The following is a 14994-nucleotide window of genomic DNA, read 5'->3' as shown; positions in this document are numbered from 1 at the left end:
TACCGCAGGGCCCGCCCGAAGCTGCGGGCAGGCCCTGGCCTGCTCAGCGCTTGCGGTTGGAGTTGCGCGGCGCCGGAGCGTCGTCCTCGGCTGCCTCGTCAACCGCCTTCTGCAGAGCACCACCCAGCGTGATCAGCTCCCAGTTCTGGGTGCCGAGCACGTCGCAGGCCACATGCAGGCCACTACGGTCGGCCTTGCACAGCTGCTCCAGGGTTGCCCGTGCGTCCAGTTCCGCGCCGTTGCCCTGTGCGGTCACCAGGTTCTCGCACCCTTCGCGCACGCCGGCGCGGCAGACCGTGGTGTAGTGCCCGGCGGCCTGCAGCCAGTTCCCGGACAGCGCAAGGCGGTTGCCGAGAATGTTGCAGCCCTGCAGCTTGCCCTGCGCGCAGCAGGCTTCGGCACCGCCCTCGTTGGCCAGCGCCAGCGGGCAATCCTGCGGCAGTGGCAGCACCTTGAACTGCTTCGGTGCACTGCACCGGGTCGGGCCCTCGCCGGTGGGGACGAACACCTGGAAGCGGGTCCAGTTATCCAGGCCCAGCAACTGGCCGCCGGGCAGCGGGCGCAGCACGAAGTCGCCGTCCCGGTCGTGGTGGATGCGGATGTCGCCCGCTTCGACGCGTGCGCGAAGATGGCTGCTCCAGCCAACGCCAACCAGGCCGGCATCGCCGAAGTCCAGCGTGTCCATCAGGCCGCCGTCGGACCGGTAGTTGCCGCAGGGCAATGCAGTTGCGGGCTGCGGTCGCAGCGATGCGCCCACCGCCTGCAACGCCGGCAGGCGCTGACAAGTGGCGGTGTCATTGCCGGGGGTGCAGGCCGCAGCCAGCGCCTGCACCGCCTGCTGGGGATCTCCCGCGTCCCAGGACAGCTCAGCCACGCGGGTGCAGAAGCCGCCGTGCGGTACCTCGCGGCACAACCGCAACAACTGTTGCCGCCGCTCAGCTGGAATGATCACCGGCACGGTCGGTGCCGTCATCGTCACCATGGCTTCGGTCATGGCGGCCGTCATCGCGGCCTTGACCAGCTGCTCCTGCACTGCCGGGTCGGCCTCGAGTGCGGCGGCACACGCCGGGGTTCCTTGTTCGAAGCCACCGTTGTCACAGGCGGCGGGGAGTTTGATGCCGGACAGGGCGGCGTCGAGCGCTGCCTTTGCCAGAGCGGGATCGGCCTCGACCGTGGGTTTGGCTTCCTCATGCCAACGATCAGCCAGTTGCAGGCACATGCCGGGCACGCCTTCCCGACACCCCGCTTCCAGGGCGGCCGGGGTCGCTTCGCGACGGTTGTCCAGGCACGCCGCCGCATCAGCCAGGCAGCTGCCTGCAGCCGGCGTGGCGGCTGCGGCGCACTGTGCGGGCGCCTGCAGGAGGTAGACCGTGCCATCCACCTCGACCGTGCGGCCACGATCGCGCACCTGCAGCGCGCTGGGCAGGCCGTACTCCAGGTTCACCAGCTGCAGCTTTCCGTCGATCTGCTGGAACGCGACCGGAGACGGCGCACTGCCGAAGTGCTTCTGCTCGCCGCGGTTCGGTGAGCTGATGCGCAGCGTGCCGCTGCCTTCGTCGGCCTTGAACAGGCCGCATTGCGGCGATTGTGCGGCAGCCATCGGCGCGGCCAGCAGCAGGACCCAGGCCAGCCAGCGGCGGCGCGGTGCGGGTGAATGCATATCGTCTCCTTGACGATCGAACGGGAAGCTCCTGGCGCTACGGCGAACCCTGGCCCTCGCGCGGGGGCGTGCATTGTGCCGTGCCGGGCACGAGCTGGTAACGCTGGTAGGCCGTCTGGTTGTCCATGCCGAGCAGGTCGCCGTTGCCGAGCTGGCGCAGCACAAGGGTTTCGCCGTTCTGCTGCAGCTGGACGGCGCCTTCATGCAGGCGGGCATGCGCGCCATCACCGAAGTCGAGCATGTCGATCACGCCACCGTCGGCCTGGTAACGGCCGCACGGCACCTGCTGCAGCGGAACCAGGCGCAGGTCGGTGCCGAGTTCACGCAGCGGTGCAGTACGTTCGCAGGCACTGACGCGGCCCGCATCGCAGACCACCTGCAGGGCCTGCACTGCCAACGCAGGTTCCAGCGCGTTCAATTGCTGCGCGGCCACTTCCACGCAGAAGCGGCCACTGCGGTGCTGCAGGCACCGCTGCTGCAGCTGATCGCGTGCAGCGGCCGGAAGCGGCGAATCCAGTGTGTCTTCGTCTTCCTGCTGCAGGCGTTGATTCACCCGCTGCATGGCGGCAGCCAATGCATCATTGGTCAGCGCCTCGCAGGCCTGCGGGTCATGCCCGGGCGTGTGTTCGCGGCAGGCAGGCGGGCGTTCAAAGCCCGTGGCACCGACGTCGTCGGTGGCCTTTGCTGGGCTGTCATCCCGCAGTTGTCGCAGCAGCGCCGAGCAGCCCGCGCCAACGCCTTCGCTGCACGCGCGCTGGGCCTGGCTGGGCGAAGCCGCGGGCAGCTGCGCAATGCAGTGGCTGCCGGCGGCGCGGCAGCTGCCGGCAATCGCGGCGGGTTCGCTGGCGCAGTCCCGGGACTGGCGCAGCGTGTAGACCACCACGTCGTCTTCGATGCGCTGCCCATCGGCGCTGATCCGGACCGGCAGCGCCACGCCATCGTCGAGCATGACCAGTCGGGCCTGCGCCGCACTGCGATCGACCCACAGCGGCTCCGGCTCGCTGCCGTCGTCGTGGCGGTAGCCGGTGCTGGGTGATGTGAATATCAGCGCCATGCCACCGTCGGTGCTGCGGTATTCGCCACAGCGCAGCGCATCGGCGGCGGCAGGCAGCGCGGCGAACAGCAGCAGCGCGGGGAGAAGGGTCAGCAAGCGCATGCGACGGTCCTTGTCGTGCGGGAAAGGGGTGTGGCTCAGTGGAAGCGCGAGCGGATGTCTGGTCGCAGCAGGCGCCAGGCCAGCCAACCCTGCAGGCCGAGGAGTACGAATGACATGGCCACCATGGTCAGCGTGATCAACCAGCGTTTCAGATGGAGTTCCTGTTGCAGGACGGCGTCGTCGGAGAGAAACGGGATGACGTCGCGCATGAACACGTCCAGCCACCCGGCGATCGCAAAGTTGGTCAATGCACTCATCAGCAGGATGGCCACAAAGCTCCACAGGCCCCAGCTGCGCTCGCGTAGCAGTCCCCAGCTGGCCAGCGTCGAGGCAAGACACAGCAGTGCGACGATCATCGACGCGGCCACCGGATGCGCCAGAAGCCAGATCAGGCTGTGCAGGTGCTGGAGTTGTACTTCCCTCTCAACCAGGTGCCAGATCGGAAGGTTGTGCAGCGGCCACAGCAGCAGTCCCTGCATCACGAAGTAGACCGTGAGCAGCAGTGACAGCCAGAACGAGGCGTGTGCGATCGGGCGCACCCAAGCGTGATAGGTCGGTTGGACCAGCGAAGGAATCGGCGGGATCGACATTGACATCCGGTGTCCTTGCAATCGGTGCCCGCGCGCTCAGCGGGCCGTCACCCGGGTGGCGACGGCCGGCAGGATATGGTGTTCGCTCAGCGGTGCCAAGGGCAGGCCGTGCGGTGGCTGCAGCGGCACCCAGGCCAGTTCGGCGATCTCCGCGCGTGCCTGTGGCCTGCCGTCCACCTGCACCCACCAGGCCTGGGCCTGCACGCGGTGGCCGGGCTCGTTCACCGCCCAGTCCTGGAACGTGCCCAGCGCGATGGCGGTCTCGACGCACAGCTGCACGCCGAGTTCCTCGTCCAGCTTGCGGGCCAGCGCCTGCAGCGGTGCTTCGCCGGGTTCGGGCTTGCCGCCCGGCTGGATGAAACGGTCAGCGCCGTGCCTGCGCACCACCAGCGCCCGGCCGCGGTCATCCAGGATGACCGCGGCCACGATGTGGATCGTGGCCGCGGCGTTGCTCACTTCAGGTTCTGCTCGAACAGCTTGAGGATGCGCTTGTATTGGTCCAGCCAGGAATCGGCGCGGACGTAGCCGTGGCGCTCCAGCGGGTACGGAGCGATCGACCAGTTGTCCTTGTGCAGTTCGATCAGCCGCTGGGTCAGGTTCACCGAGTCCTGGAAGAACACGTTGTCATCCATCATGCCGTGGGCGATCAGCAGGTTGTCCTGCAGGTTCTGCGCGTACTCGATCGGCGAGGACACGCGGTACGCCTCCGGATCGATGTCCGGAGTGTTGAGGATGTTGCTGGTGTAGCCGTGGTTGTACTGGTGCCAGTCGACCACCGGGCGCAGCGCGGCGCCGGCCTTGAACGTGCCCGGCGAGCGGAACAGCGCCATGAAGGTCATGAAGCCGCCGTAGGAACCACCGTAGATGCCGGCATGGTCACGGTCACCCTGCTGGGTGTCGACCAGCCAGTCCAGGCCGTCCTTGTAATCTTCCAGTTCCGGGTGGCCCATGTTGCGGTAGATCGCCGTACGCCAGTCGCGGCCGTAGCCCTCGCTGCCGCGGTAATCCATGTCCAGCACGATGTAGCCCTTCTGCACCAGCAGGTTGTGGAACATCTGCTCGCGGAAGTAGGCCGGGTAGCGCTGGTGCACGTTCTGCAGGTAGCCGGCGCCGTGCACGAACATCACAATCGGGTACTTCTTCCCCGGTTCCTTGTTTTCCGGTTCGTAGTACTTGGCCCAGACCACGCCGGCGCCATGCTTGGACGGCACTGCCACCAGCTTCGGCTGGATCCACTGGCGCGCCTTGTAGTCGGCGGTGCGGGTGTCGGTCAGCACGCGGGCCTGGCCACCGGTGCTCGGCAGCACGGCCAGCTGCGGCGGCAGGTAGGCACCGGAATAGCGCACCAGCAGCTGCTGGCCGTCCGGCGACAACGAGAAGTCTTCCACGCCGTTGAGGCTGGTCAGCTCGCGCACCTGGCGGTTGCCGGTGTCGACCGCGCAGACTTCGTAGTCATGCGGTGCCTGCTGGTTGCACAGGAAATAGAAGCCCTTGCCATCGGCCGACGGCACCGGCGCCGAGGTTTCCCACTTGCCGCTGGTCAGGGCCTGCGGCTTGGCCGTGCCGGTCTGGGTGTACAGGTGCGAGAAGCCCGATTCCTCGGACAGCAGCCACAGCGTGCGGCCATCGGCCATCCAGCCGAAATCGTTGAAGCCCCAGTTGATCCAGCCGTTGTCGGTCAGGCGATGGCGGTTCTGCACGCGGCCATCGGCAGCGTTGACGCTGATGATCCAGCGGTCCTTGTTGTCGTTGGCACGCAGCATCACCGCGGCCTGCTGGCCATCGGGGCTCCAGCGGATGCCACCGCCCATGAAGTCGCTCATCACCTGCACGCTGCGGTCGCCCTTCAGCGCATCCTTGCCGGCCTTGCGGCGCAGCTCGGCCAGCGGGTCGGTGGCGATGCCGGGCAGGCTGGACAGCGAGACCTTCTCGGCCTTGCCGGTGCGCACGTCCACGTACCACAGGGTGTGCGGTTCGAAGCCGTTGCGGCCGACGCGGGTGCGGGTGTCTTCGGTTTCCTCGTAGCCCGACTCGGTCACGTACAGCGGCATCTTGCCGCCGCGGCCGTCATCGAAGTCCTTCGGCTTGGTCACCACGATCAGGTGGGTCAGGTCCGGCGACAGCACGCTGTCGGCGATCTCCACGTCGGTGCCCAGGTACACCGGGCCCGGCGCGCGGGTCGGGTCGGCCTGGCGCCAACGCTGGTCCTGGTCCTTCAGTGCTTCGCGCTGGTCGCGGTCGCGGCGCAGGGTTTCCAGCGTGCGCAGCTGCTGGTCGCGCAGCACGTCGGCCTTCGGCGGCGTGCGCGGATCCTTCTCGGCCTTCAGGCTGGCCACCTGCTGCACGCCGCTGGCGGCGGTCCAGTGGAACCAGTTCTGGCCGACGCGCCAGATCACGCCATTGTCGGCAGCGAAGTTCACGTTGCCCGCGCGCTCGTTGCTGCGGGTCAGCTGGGTCAGCGCGCCGCTGCGCAGGTCGCGCACGAACACGTCGCCATTGCGGGCGAAGGCGCTGCGGCTGCGGCTGCGGTCGTAGACCGGCTCGGCCACGTCCAGGGTGCCGCGCTGGTCATCGGCCACCTGTGCGGCCACGCCACCCGTCACCGGCTGGCGGAAGGTATCGCGCACCGGGCTGCCGCTGCGCTTGAGCTGGTATTCCACCTGCTGGCTGTTCCACGACCACCAGGCCTTCTCGACCGGCGGACCGATCCAGTCCGGGTCGGCCATGGCCTGTTCGATGGTGATCGGCGTCGGCGCGGCATGCGCAGCCGGTGCGGCCAGCACGGCCGACAGCAGGAGGGACAGGGGCAGCACTCGGGACATGGGCGGACGGCACCAGAAGAGGAAACCGGCCAAGCGTAGCAGCCGCAAGGGCCCGGGGCAGGGGCCACAGGTCATGGCAGCGGGATTGGCAAAGTGGTGCAACCGGTAGCCGGCCTCGCGCATCCATTCTCCTGAACCCGCATCATCCACCGAACAGGAGCTCGACCATGCAGGAACTGATCCCGATCACCCTCTTCATCTGCATCGCCTACGCGATCCACGCCATTGCCGATGCCCGCGCCCGCAGCAAGCTGGTGGCCCCGCACGTGCCGGAGGAAGTGATCCGCTCGCTGGCCGTGCTGGAAGAAGAACGCCGCCGCCAGGGGGCGCTGCGCTGGGGCATCAGTCTGGTCTGCCTGGCGTTGGCCATGGCCCTGCTGGAAGCCATCGGTGCCCGTGACCTGACCTTCGGTGCCGCCGCCGCGCTGGTCGGCAGTGCTGGCCTGGGCCAGCTGCTGGCCTGGCACTTCACCCGCCCCGCCGCACGCAAGGGCTGAGGCAGGCATGCCACGGGCACAGGGGGCGCCCCGCGCATGAGCCTGCTGGGCGAAGCGCTGTCGGCACTTCGGGGCCGTCGCCGCCACGATGCAGCGGAGACGGCGGCACCCGCCGCACCGCTGGATGCGGACCAGGCCCTGGTGCGGGCCATCATCGATGGCTCGCAGGCGGCGTTTTCGCAACTGGTCGAGACCCACCAGCGCACCTGCGCACATGTGATCGGGCGCATGGTGGGCGACCGCGATCAGGTGGCCGACCTGCTGCAGGAGACCTTCCTGGCCGTGTTCCGCCAGCTGCACCGGTTTCGCTTTGAATCCTCGCTGCGCACCTGGGTTTCCCGGGTGGCCTACACCACCGCGCTGCAGCACCTGCGCCGGCGGCGGCTGGAGGCGCAATGGATGGTGGCGGTGGAGGTGCCGGAGGAACTGGGAATCGGCGATGAAGGACCGGGGCCGGCTGAACTGAGCGAGGCGCTGCAGGCGGGGCGCCATCTTGGCGTGGCGCTGGAGCGGTTGAGTGCACCGCAGCGCCTGATCGTCGGCCTGCACTACCTGGAGGACTTCGACCTGGTCGAGATCGGGCAGGTGACCGGGCTGGCACGCGGTACCATCAAGAGCCACCTGCACCGCGCGCGCCAGGTCCTGAAGCAGGAACTGACGCGGCATGCCGCCGCCGGAGAACTGCTGTGAGCCCATCGACCGACCCTCGCGATGCGGAAGAACGCGCGCTGGCGCAGGCGTTGCGTGAGCAGACGCAGCAGGAAGAAACGCCGGATGTGAGCGAGGCGCTGCAGAAGCGCATTGCCGCTGAATCGCGCGATAGTGGCGTGGGCTATGTGGTGGTGCAGGTGGTGTTGTTGGGGGCGTTGGTGGCGGCGGCTGTCTGGTATTTCTGGGTCTAGAAGAACGCTGACGCCTGCACCTGATTCTGGACGCTTTTTCCTCCAACACCTGATCAGATGGCCAGGCATCGGGCGTTGTCTGCAAATCGACAGTTGGTCTTCCGCGTCAGATTCCGTCACCTCGGTCTCGTCGTCGGTGGCGATGGCTCTATCCAGGACCTATGAGCTGCGTGTGCTTCCTGAGGAAAGTTGCAAATCCCATGTCTCCACTTGAGGCGTAGTTTCACAATCAGAGATTCTCAACCATCAGCTTCCAAAGGCACGGAGTGAGAATCACATGGACAGGTGCGCGAGTAAGCCAATGCCGGATGCAGTTGGATGATGCTCTACTACGTCCAGCTTTCGCTTGCCCGATTCAAGCAGGGAGTCGGCACTCATCTGGCAATCGCTCTCATGCTGGGTGCGGGGGTAGGGATCACCACCGTGATGCTTTCCATTGTTCTCCAGGCATCGTCGGATCCCGCTCCAGGCCGGAGCTCGGCACTGTTCCGCCCTTACCTTGACGCGCGTCCAGATGCACTGCGCAGTGGCTCTCCGGATCCTGGTCAGGCACTGACCTGGCCAGACGCGAAGGTGCTTCTGAACCAAGGCCGGACGTGGAAGCAGGCAGCAATGGCAGGGGGCGCGGTGACGCTCTCCCGGCCGGGAGAGCCCAGCGCAAGATTGCGCGCCAGGTTCGCCACGTCCGAAGTCTTCAGTGTCCTCGGCATTGCCGTTGTTCAAGGGCGCGCATGGACCGCCGAGGAGGGGCATGCTGCGAGTCGAATCGTGGTTCTGTCGCGTGCGCTCGCAGAGCGTGAGTGTGCACAGGACTGTGTTGGTCATCAGTTGGACCTGGGCAGACGCACCTATACCGTGGTGGGTGTCGCGGAGGATTGGCATCCGGTGCCTATGTTTCAGGGAGACCTCACACGCAGGCCGTTTGTGGAGCCTGACGAGATCTACCTGCCGCTTGAAACCGCAATCGCAGACAAGCTGACTGTTTTGGACGGGACTGCGATCTGGGGTGGTGACCAGGACACGGATCCTGCAGGGGCCAACGTTTCCTGGCTTCAATTGTGGGCGTGGCTGCCCACCGCAGACGATGTCGCCGCTTACCGCGCGAGTCTGAACGCCTATGCGCATGAAAAGGGGCTTCGGATCGAGCCAGGCGCCCAGCAGGTGGCACTCTGGCCGTTGATGGATTGGCTGGACAGGCTGGGATTGGTTCCGGAGCAGGCCAGGATGCAGCTTCGGTTGTCGCTGATCCTGCTCGGCGTGTGCATCGTCAACGCGGCTGCGCTGCTGAGCTTCAGTCTGGGGCGCCGTCGGCGGGAGCTCGCGATACGACGTGCACTGGGAGCACGACGCCGAGACGTGTTCATCCAGCTCATGTGGGAATCCATCGCGGCGGGCGTCGCAAGCGGTGCGCTCGCTGTCGTCACCTATACGCTGGGAATCCGGGTGGTTGCTGCGGGAGACGTTCTGCCCAGCGCGATAACAGCGATGCATGCCGGAGCAATGCTGATGGCGGCTGGTCTGGGAGTCGTCACGACGTTGCTCTGTTCATTGGTCTCATCGTTTGAAATCTGCAGGGTCAGCTCACTGTCGAGTGCCTTCGCGAAGGGGGCTGCCTGAAATGTTCGAATCAATGAGGGAGACTCGACGACATCTGGGAAGCGCCGCACTGCTTGCAGTGCAGGCTGCGCTTGCAAGCCTGGCATGTGCGTTCGCACTGCAATCTGTGCTGGACAGCTTCGCCAGATTGAACACCCGCAGCATCCGGGACGCAGTATCGATTGGTGTGGTCAGGGTCTCGGATGTCGAAGAAGGCGCTGATGCTGCAGTGCTGCGGGCAGACCTGTCCGCGATCCGGCTGCCCGGTGTTCAGGGCACGGTTGTGAGCGACGCTGTTCCGTTCGGGGGAAGAGCCCATCGATACGGCGTGTGCACCAGCGAGTCGGCCATGGCGTACTCGATGAACGCGGGTACGACAGACGTTGCTGGATGTGATCGCATTCCCGTGGCAACTGCCAGCTCTGGCTTGCTGGCGATGCTGGGCGCGGGAATCGTCCTGGGACGGGATGCCACAGAGGACGACATGGCTGAAGGTGCTCCGGTAGTGCTGATCAGTGAAGCGCTGGCAGCCCGTCTGTTCGGAATGGAGAGTGCTGTTGGCCGCCACCTGTATTTCGGCCCCGGCAGCAGCCGGGTCATCGTGGGCGTATTTGCGTCTGTTGCTGGACCGGCACCAGGAGGCAATGAGCGAGACTTGCAGTGGGCGCTGCTTCCGGGCCTTCCCACGGGCGCCAGTCGCTATTATCTGGCGAAGTGGAAGTCGGAGGTTGATCGTTCATCGCTTGATCGCACTGTCGATGCGCTGCAGCGGCCCTATCGGATCGTGAATTCGACCGGTGTCGAGACGCTGGCGGGATATCGCGACGCCTACGTCAAAGCTGATCGCTTCGCTACGACCGTGCTCGCGGTCATGACGGCCATCGTTCTCGGTGTGCTGATGGCCGGGGTTTCCGGAGTCGTAGGCGCCTGGCTTGATCGGCGCCGGCACTCCATTGGGGTTCGACGGACACTCGGTGCTCGCGGCTCAGTGATCTTTGCCGAAATCATGTTCGAAGTTTCACTGTTCACCACACTGGGCGCCCTGCTCGGCGCGTTGTCGTTGCAGTGGCTAGGGCCGCCACAGGATGGCATCACAGGTTCACTGTGGTTCTCGATATCGAGCGCTGTCGTGCTGGTGATGGCGGCCTGCTTGACTGCATTGGCACCCCGGGCCCGGCGAATCGCCAAGGAGCCGCCCTTGACCCTGCTGAAGCCCCTGTAGCCCGTTCATCCTGTCATCCAGCTTCCCTGCGACAAAGTGAAGCAGCGCGTCACCCGGTCGCATCCCACCTTAACGAAATCCTCCTAAAGTGGTCCGGTATCCCACCGGTCACAGGCAGGAGGCGTCCCTTGGACGCGTTGTTGTTGTCCCGGATCCAGTTCGGATTCGTCATCAGTTTCCACGTGCTGTTCCCCGCCTTCACCATCGGTACGGCCAGCTGGCTGGCCTTCATCGAATGGCGGTGGCTGCGCACGAAGTTGCCCGTGTGGCGCGAGCTGTATTTCTTCTGGCAGAAGATCTTCGCCGTGTCGTTCGGCATGGGCGTGGTCAGCGGCATCGTCATGGCCTTCCAGTTCGGCACCAACTGGCCGCGGCTGAGCGAGGTGGCCGGCACGGTCATCGGTCCGTTGCTGACCTATGAGGTGCTGACCGCGTTCTTCCTGGAAGCCAGCTTCCTCGGCGTGATGATGTTCGGCTGGGGCCGGGTTTCGCCGCGCCTGCATTTCTTCTCCACCTGCATGGTGGCGCTGGGCACGCTGTTCTCCACGTTCTGGATCCTGTCGTCCAACAGCTGGCTGCATACACCGGCCGGCTACGAGATGGTCAACGGCATCGTGCATCCGGTGGACTGGTGGCAGGTGGTGTTCAACCCCTCGTTCCCCTATCGCCTGGCCCACATGGCGCTGGGCTCGTTCATCACCACCTGTTTCGTGATCGGTGGCGTCGGCGCGTGGTACCTGCGCAAGGGCACACATGTCGAGGCCGGCCGGCGCATGCTGATCGCGGCGGTGGCGTTCGCGGCGCTGACGGTGCCGGTACAGATCTTCGTCGGCGACATGCATGGCCTGAACACGCTCAAGCATCAGCCGATGAAGATCGCGGCGATGGAAGCGCACTGGCATGAAACCCAGGAAGGCGAGGGCGTGCCGCTGGTGGTGTTCGCGCTGCCGAACGAGAAGGAAGAGCGCAACGACTTCGAAGTGGCGATTCCGAAGCTGGGCAGCGTGATCCTCACCCACAGCCTGGACGGCACCTTCGATCCGCTCACCTCGGTGCCGGCCAGCGAACGGCCGCCGGTGACGCCGGTGTTCTTCGCCTTCCGCATCATGGTTGGGCTGGGCACGCTGATGCTGCTGCTGGCCTGGGTGTCGGCTTTTCAGCTGTGGCGCAGGAAGCTGCTGGATTCGCCGTGGCTGCTGCGCGGATGGAACTGGATGCTGCCCAGCGGTTTCATCGCACTGCTGTCCGGTTGGTTCGTCACCGAGATGGGGCGCCAGCCGTGGGTGGTGTATGGCGTGCTGCGCACCGCCGATGCGGTGGGGCCGCAGAGTGCGTGGATGACCGCGCTGTCGCTGGGCGTCTATGTGGTTGGCTATGCCTTCGTGTTCGGCTGGGGCATCTGGTACCTGGTGAAGATCCTGCGCCACGGGCCGCAGCCGTATGCCGAGGGGCCGTCGCTGGACCATGGCAGCCATACCCCGGCACGTCCGTTGTCGGCCGCCGATGAACCGCTGGAGGAGCGCTGACATGGACCTGATGACCTGGCTGCCGGTGGCGTGGTTCGCGGTGATCGGCTTCGGCGTGCTGATGTACGTGGTGCTGGACGGCTTCGTGCTCGGCATCGGCATCCTTGCCCCGTTCGCCGAGGACGAGGAACAACTGGACCTGATGATGAACACCGCCGCGCCGATCTGGGACGGCAACGAGACCTGGCTGGTGCTCGGTGGTGCTGGCCTGCTGGCGGCCTTCCCGAAGGCGTATGCGGTGCTGCTGTCGGCGCTGTATCTGCCGGTGCTGCTGCTGGTGGTGGCGCTGGTGTTCCGCGGCGTGGCCTTCGAGTTTCGCTTCAAGGCGCATCGATCGCGCCGGTTGTGGAGCGTGGCGTTCGGCCTCGGTTCGTTGTTGGCCACGTTTGCCCAGGGCGTGATCCTCGGCACCCTGGTGCAGGGCATCCCGCTGGTGGATGGTGTCTATCAGGGCGGGCCGTTTGCTTGGTTCAGCCCGTTCGCGATGCTGACCGGTGCCGCGCTGGTGGCCGGCTATGCGCTGCTGGGCAGCACCTGGCTGATCCTGAAGACCGAAGGCCGCGTGCAGGCGTTGGCGCGGCAGATGACCCGGCCGCTGGTGGTGGCGGTGATCGCGGCGATGGGCCTGGTCAGCAGTTGGCTGCCGTTCCTCGATTCGCGCCTGATGGCGCGCTGGTTCAGCGACGGCAACTTCTGGTGGCTGTCGCCGGTGCCGCTGCTGACCCTGGCGGTGGCCGCCGCGCTGTGGCGCAGTGCCACCCACCCGCGCCGTGACCTGCCGCCGTTCCTGCTCAGCCTGGCCCTGTTCGTGCTCGGCTTCCTCGGCCTGGTGCTGGGCATGTGGCCTTATCTGCTGCCACCGTCGATGACCTTGTGGCAGGCCGCCGCGCCGGCGTCGTCGCTGGGCTTCACGCTGGTCGGACTGGTCATATTGCTGCCGGTCATCCTCGGCTATACGGCGTGGTCCTACCGGGTATTCCGCGGCAAGGTGCACGCCGACACCGGTTACCACTGATCGATTGAAGACGGCGCCTGCCGGTGCTGGGCCCCGTGTTGGGAAATGTGAAACCTGCACACCCTGCGCGGGACGTGCTAGCGTGCGCTCCTTTCCGGCGGCCAGGGGGGCAGCCGGCGACGTCCTGGACGGACGCACGGCTGCAGGAACGGGGGGCCGCCGCGCGTCGCCGTAATGGCTCGTGCCTATCGTTCTCCCGTTGAAGCACCATCGCTAAATGATCGAATTCTCCATCGTCGACTGGGCCGCCTGGGCGCCCGGCCTGAGTGAGCGTAGCCAGTGGCTGGGCTGGGCCGATGCGCCGTACCTGCCGCACGGCGCGGACACGCCGGCGCTGGCCGAGGTGCCGGCGATGCAGCGCCGCCGCATCGAGCGGCTGGGCCGGATGGCGATCCAGGCCGCGTGCTGGTGCGAGGACGGGCAGGGCGCCGACAGTGACGTGCCGCTGGTGTTCGCCAGCCGCCACGGCGACGTGGCCCGTTCGATGGACCTGCTGGGCGCGCTGGTCGGCGACCAGCCGTTGTCGCCGACCGGATTCGGCCTGTCCGTGCACAACGCGATTGCCGCGCTGTATTCCATCGCCCGCGGCCACCGCGGCAACTACCTGGCGCTGGCGGCGGGCCAGGCCACGGTGGAGACGGCCTGCCTGGAGGCCGTCGGCCTGCTGGCCGACGGTGCCCGCGAGGTGCGGGTGGTGGTCTATGAGTCGCCACTTCCGGATATTTACGCGACGTTCGCCGACGAACCCGACCCGTTCTTTGCCTGGTGCTGGCGCCTGACCGCCCCGGCAGAGGGCCGACCGACGCTGTCGCTGCAGTGGCAGCCGGCCGACGCCCAGGCCAGCACTGCGCCCGGCCTGCTGCCGCATGCGCTGGACCTGCACCGGTTCCTGTTGTCCGGCGCGCCGGCGCTGGAACACGTGGCCCACGGCCAGCGCTGGCGCTGGAGCCGCCGTGGCTGAGCTGCTGCGCCGCCTCGACCATGCCTGGCGGGTGTTTGGCACCGGCCTGAGCTTTGTCGCATTTGGCCTGGGCGGCCTGCTGCTGGGCGTGCTGGTGATGCCGGTGCTGTTGCTGATGCGCGACCCGGTGGTCCGCCGCCGCCGGGCCCGGCGCGTGGTCCAGGCCGCCTTCGCCAGCCATCTGCGGCTGATGCGCGGGCTGGGGGTGATGACCTACGAGATCGAGGGCGGCGAACGCCTGCAGCGCGACGGCCTGCTGGTACTGGCCAATCACCCGACCCTGATCGACGTGGTCTGCCTGATCTCGCTGCTGCCCAACGCCGACTGCGTGGTCAAGCGGGCCGTGGCCTGCAACCCGTTCATGCGCGGTCCGGTACGGGCCGCCGGCTACATCTCCAATGACGATGGCGCCGGCCTGGTCGATGACTGCGTGGCCGCGGTGCATGCCGGCGGCACCCTGGTGATCTTCCCGGAGGGCACCCGCAGCGTGCCCGGGCAGCCGCCGCGGCTGCAGCGTGGGGCCGCCAACATCGCCGTCCGCGGCCGCCTGGACGTCACCCCGGTGCGGATCACCTGCAGCCCGCCAACGCTGACCAAGGGGCAGAAGTGGTATCGTGTCCCCTCACGTCGCTTTCACGTTCGGCTGCAGATCGGCGAAGATATCCCGATCGCGCCATTTCTGGCCGAAGACGACTCGCCAAGGGGGGATGCCTTGGCAGCCCGTCGCGTCACCGAGCACCTTTCTCGTTATTTCGACCTGTCTGGAGATCCGAACCGTGCAAGCACTTGAGCACGAGATCAAGGAATTGATCATTTCCTCCCTTTCGCTGGAGGACATCACGCCGGAGGACATCGATCCGACCGCCCCACTGTTCGTCGAGGGCCTTGGCCTGGATTCGATCGACGCGCTGGAGCTGGGCCTGGCGCTGCAGAAGAAGTACGGTGTGAGCCTCTCGGCCGATTCGGAAGAAACCCGTCGCCATTTCTCCAGCGTGCGCGCGCTCGGCGAGTTCGTCGCCGCCCGCCAGTCGTAACGGTGCCAGGACC

15 protein-coding genes are annotated in these 14994 nt (G+C 66.7%); 10 read left to right on the top strand and 5 right to left on the bottom strand.

Going from position 1 to position 14994, the window contains the following annotated elements; genetic code table 11:
- Window positions 1-43 precede the first annotated feature (43 nt).
- The 5 genes from N7573_RS06945 to N7573_RS06925 are packed head-to-tail and all read right to left on the bottom strand — an operon-like array spanning window position 44 to window position 6228.
- A complete protein-coding gene (locus tag N7573_RS06945; RefSeq protein ID WP_279912255.1) occupies window positions 44-1660 on the bottom strand; it encodes a hypothetical protein in 1617 nt (538 codons plus the stop codon).
- Window positions 1661-1697: 37 nt separating this feature from the next.
- Entirely contained in the window at window positions 1698-2816 is a 1119-nt protein-coding gene (locus tag N7573_RS06940; protein WP_279912254.1) for a hypothetical protein, read from the bottom strand.
- Between the two features lie 35 nt (window positions 2817-2851).
- Window positions 2852-3412 (bottom strand): hypothetical protein, encoded by a 561-nt coding sequence (locus N7573_RS06935; protein ID WP_049398641.1) that lies wholly within the window; start codon window positions 3410-3412, stop codon window positions 2852-2854.
- Between the two features lie 30 nt (window positions 3413-3442).
- The gene (locus N7573_RS06930; protein ID WP_279912253.1) at window positions 3443-3862 is read right to left on the bottom strand and encodes an NUDIX domain-containing protein; all 420 of its coding nucleotides are present in this window, start codon (window positions 3860-3862) and stop codon (window positions 3443-3445) included.
- The gene (locus N7573_RS06925; protein WP_279912252.1) at window positions 3859-6228 is read right to left on the bottom strand and encodes a S9 family peptidase; all 2370 of its coding nucleotides are present in this window, start codon (window positions 6226-6228) and stop codon (window positions 3859-3861) included. The genes N7573_RS06930 and N7573_RS06925 overlap by 4 nt, the downstream gene beginning before the upstream one ends.
- 167 nt (window positions 6229-6395) lie before the next feature.
- On the opposite strand from N7573_RS06925, the gene N7573_RS06920 reads away from it, so the two are divergent.
- From N7573_RS06920 to N7573_RS06875, 10 genes are all read left to right on the top strand, one after another.
- Window positions 6396-6725 carry a hypothetical protein gene (locus N7573_RS06920; protein ID WP_005414880.1) on the top strand — a complete coding sequence of 110 codons (330 nt, stop codon included), beginning with the start codon at window positions 6396-6398 and terminating at the stop codon, window positions 6723-6725.
- 36 nt (window positions 6726-6761) lie between these two features.
- Complete coding sequence (locus tag N7573_RS06915; protein WP_279912251.1) at window positions 6762-7415, top strand: sigma-70 family RNA polymerase sigma factor; 654 nt, start codon at window positions 6762-6764, stop codon at window positions 7413-7415.
- Window positions 7412-7627 carry a hypothetical protein gene (locus N7573_RS06910; protein WP_012512479.1) on the top strand — a complete coding sequence of 72 codons (216 nt, stop codon included), beginning with the start codon at window positions 7412-7414 and terminating at the stop codon, window positions 7625-7627. Before N7573_RS06915 ends, N7573_RS06910 begins: the two co-directional genes overlap by 4 nt.
- A 318-nt stretch (window positions 7628-7945) precedes the next feature.
- On the top strand, window positions 7946-9244 hold the full coding sequence (locus N7573_RS06905) for an ABC transporter permease (RefSeq protein WP_279912250.1): 1299 nt from the start codon (window positions 7946-7948) through the stop codon (window positions 9242-9244).
- Window position 9245: 1 nt separating this feature from the next.
- Window positions 9246-10445, top strand: a complete 1200-nt coding sequence (locus N7573_RS06900) for an ABC transporter permease (RefSeq protein ID WP_279912249.1) — start codon at window positions 9246-9248, stop codon at window positions 10443-10445.
- A gap of 128 nt (window positions 10446-10573) precedes the next feature.
- Complete coding sequence (locus N7573_RS06895) at window positions 10574-11971, top strand: cytochrome ubiquinol oxidase subunit I (RefSeq protein ID WP_049462287.1); 1398 nt, start codon at window positions 10574-10576, stop codon at window positions 11969-11971.
- Between the two features lies 1 nt (window position 11972).
- Complete coding sequence (gene cydB / locus N7573_RS06890; RefSeq protein WP_005414876.1) at window positions 11973-12986, top strand: cytochrome d ubiquinol oxidase subunit II; 1014 nt, start codon at window positions 11973-11975, stop codon at window positions 12984-12986.
- A 217-nt stretch (window positions 12987-13203) separates the two neighbouring features.
- Complete coding sequence (locus tag N7573_RS06885; RefSeq protein WP_279912248.1) at window positions 13204-13947, top strand: beta-ketoacyl synthase chain length factor; 744 nt, start codon at window positions 13204-13206, stop codon at window positions 13945-13947.
- The gene (locus N7573_RS06880) at window positions 13940-14737 is read left to right on the top strand and encodes a lysophospholipid acyltransferase family protein (RefSeq protein WP_006402207.1); all 798 of its coding nucleotides are present in this window, start codon (window positions 13940-13942) and stop codon (window positions 14735-14737) included. The genes N7573_RS06885 and N7573_RS06880 overlap by 8 nt, the downstream gene beginning before the upstream one ends.
- Window positions 14724-14981, top strand: a complete 258-nt coding sequence (locus tag N7573_RS06875) for a phosphopantetheine-binding protein (RefSeq protein ID WP_005411610.1) — start codon at window positions 14724-14726, stop codon at window positions 14979-14981. The genes N7573_RS06880 and N7573_RS06875 overlap by 14 nt, the downstream gene beginning before the upstream one ends.
- Window positions 14982-14994 lie beyond the last annotated feature (13 nt).

The sequence above is a fragment of the Stenotrophomonas sp. GD04054 genome (genome assembly GCF_029836955.1).
Classification (GTDB): Bacteria; Pseudomonadota; Gammaproteobacteria; order Xanthomonadales; family Xanthomonadaceae; genus Stenotrophomonas; species Stenotrophomonas maltophilia_A.
This window is presented reverse-complemented; position numbering and strand designations above follow the sequence as displayed.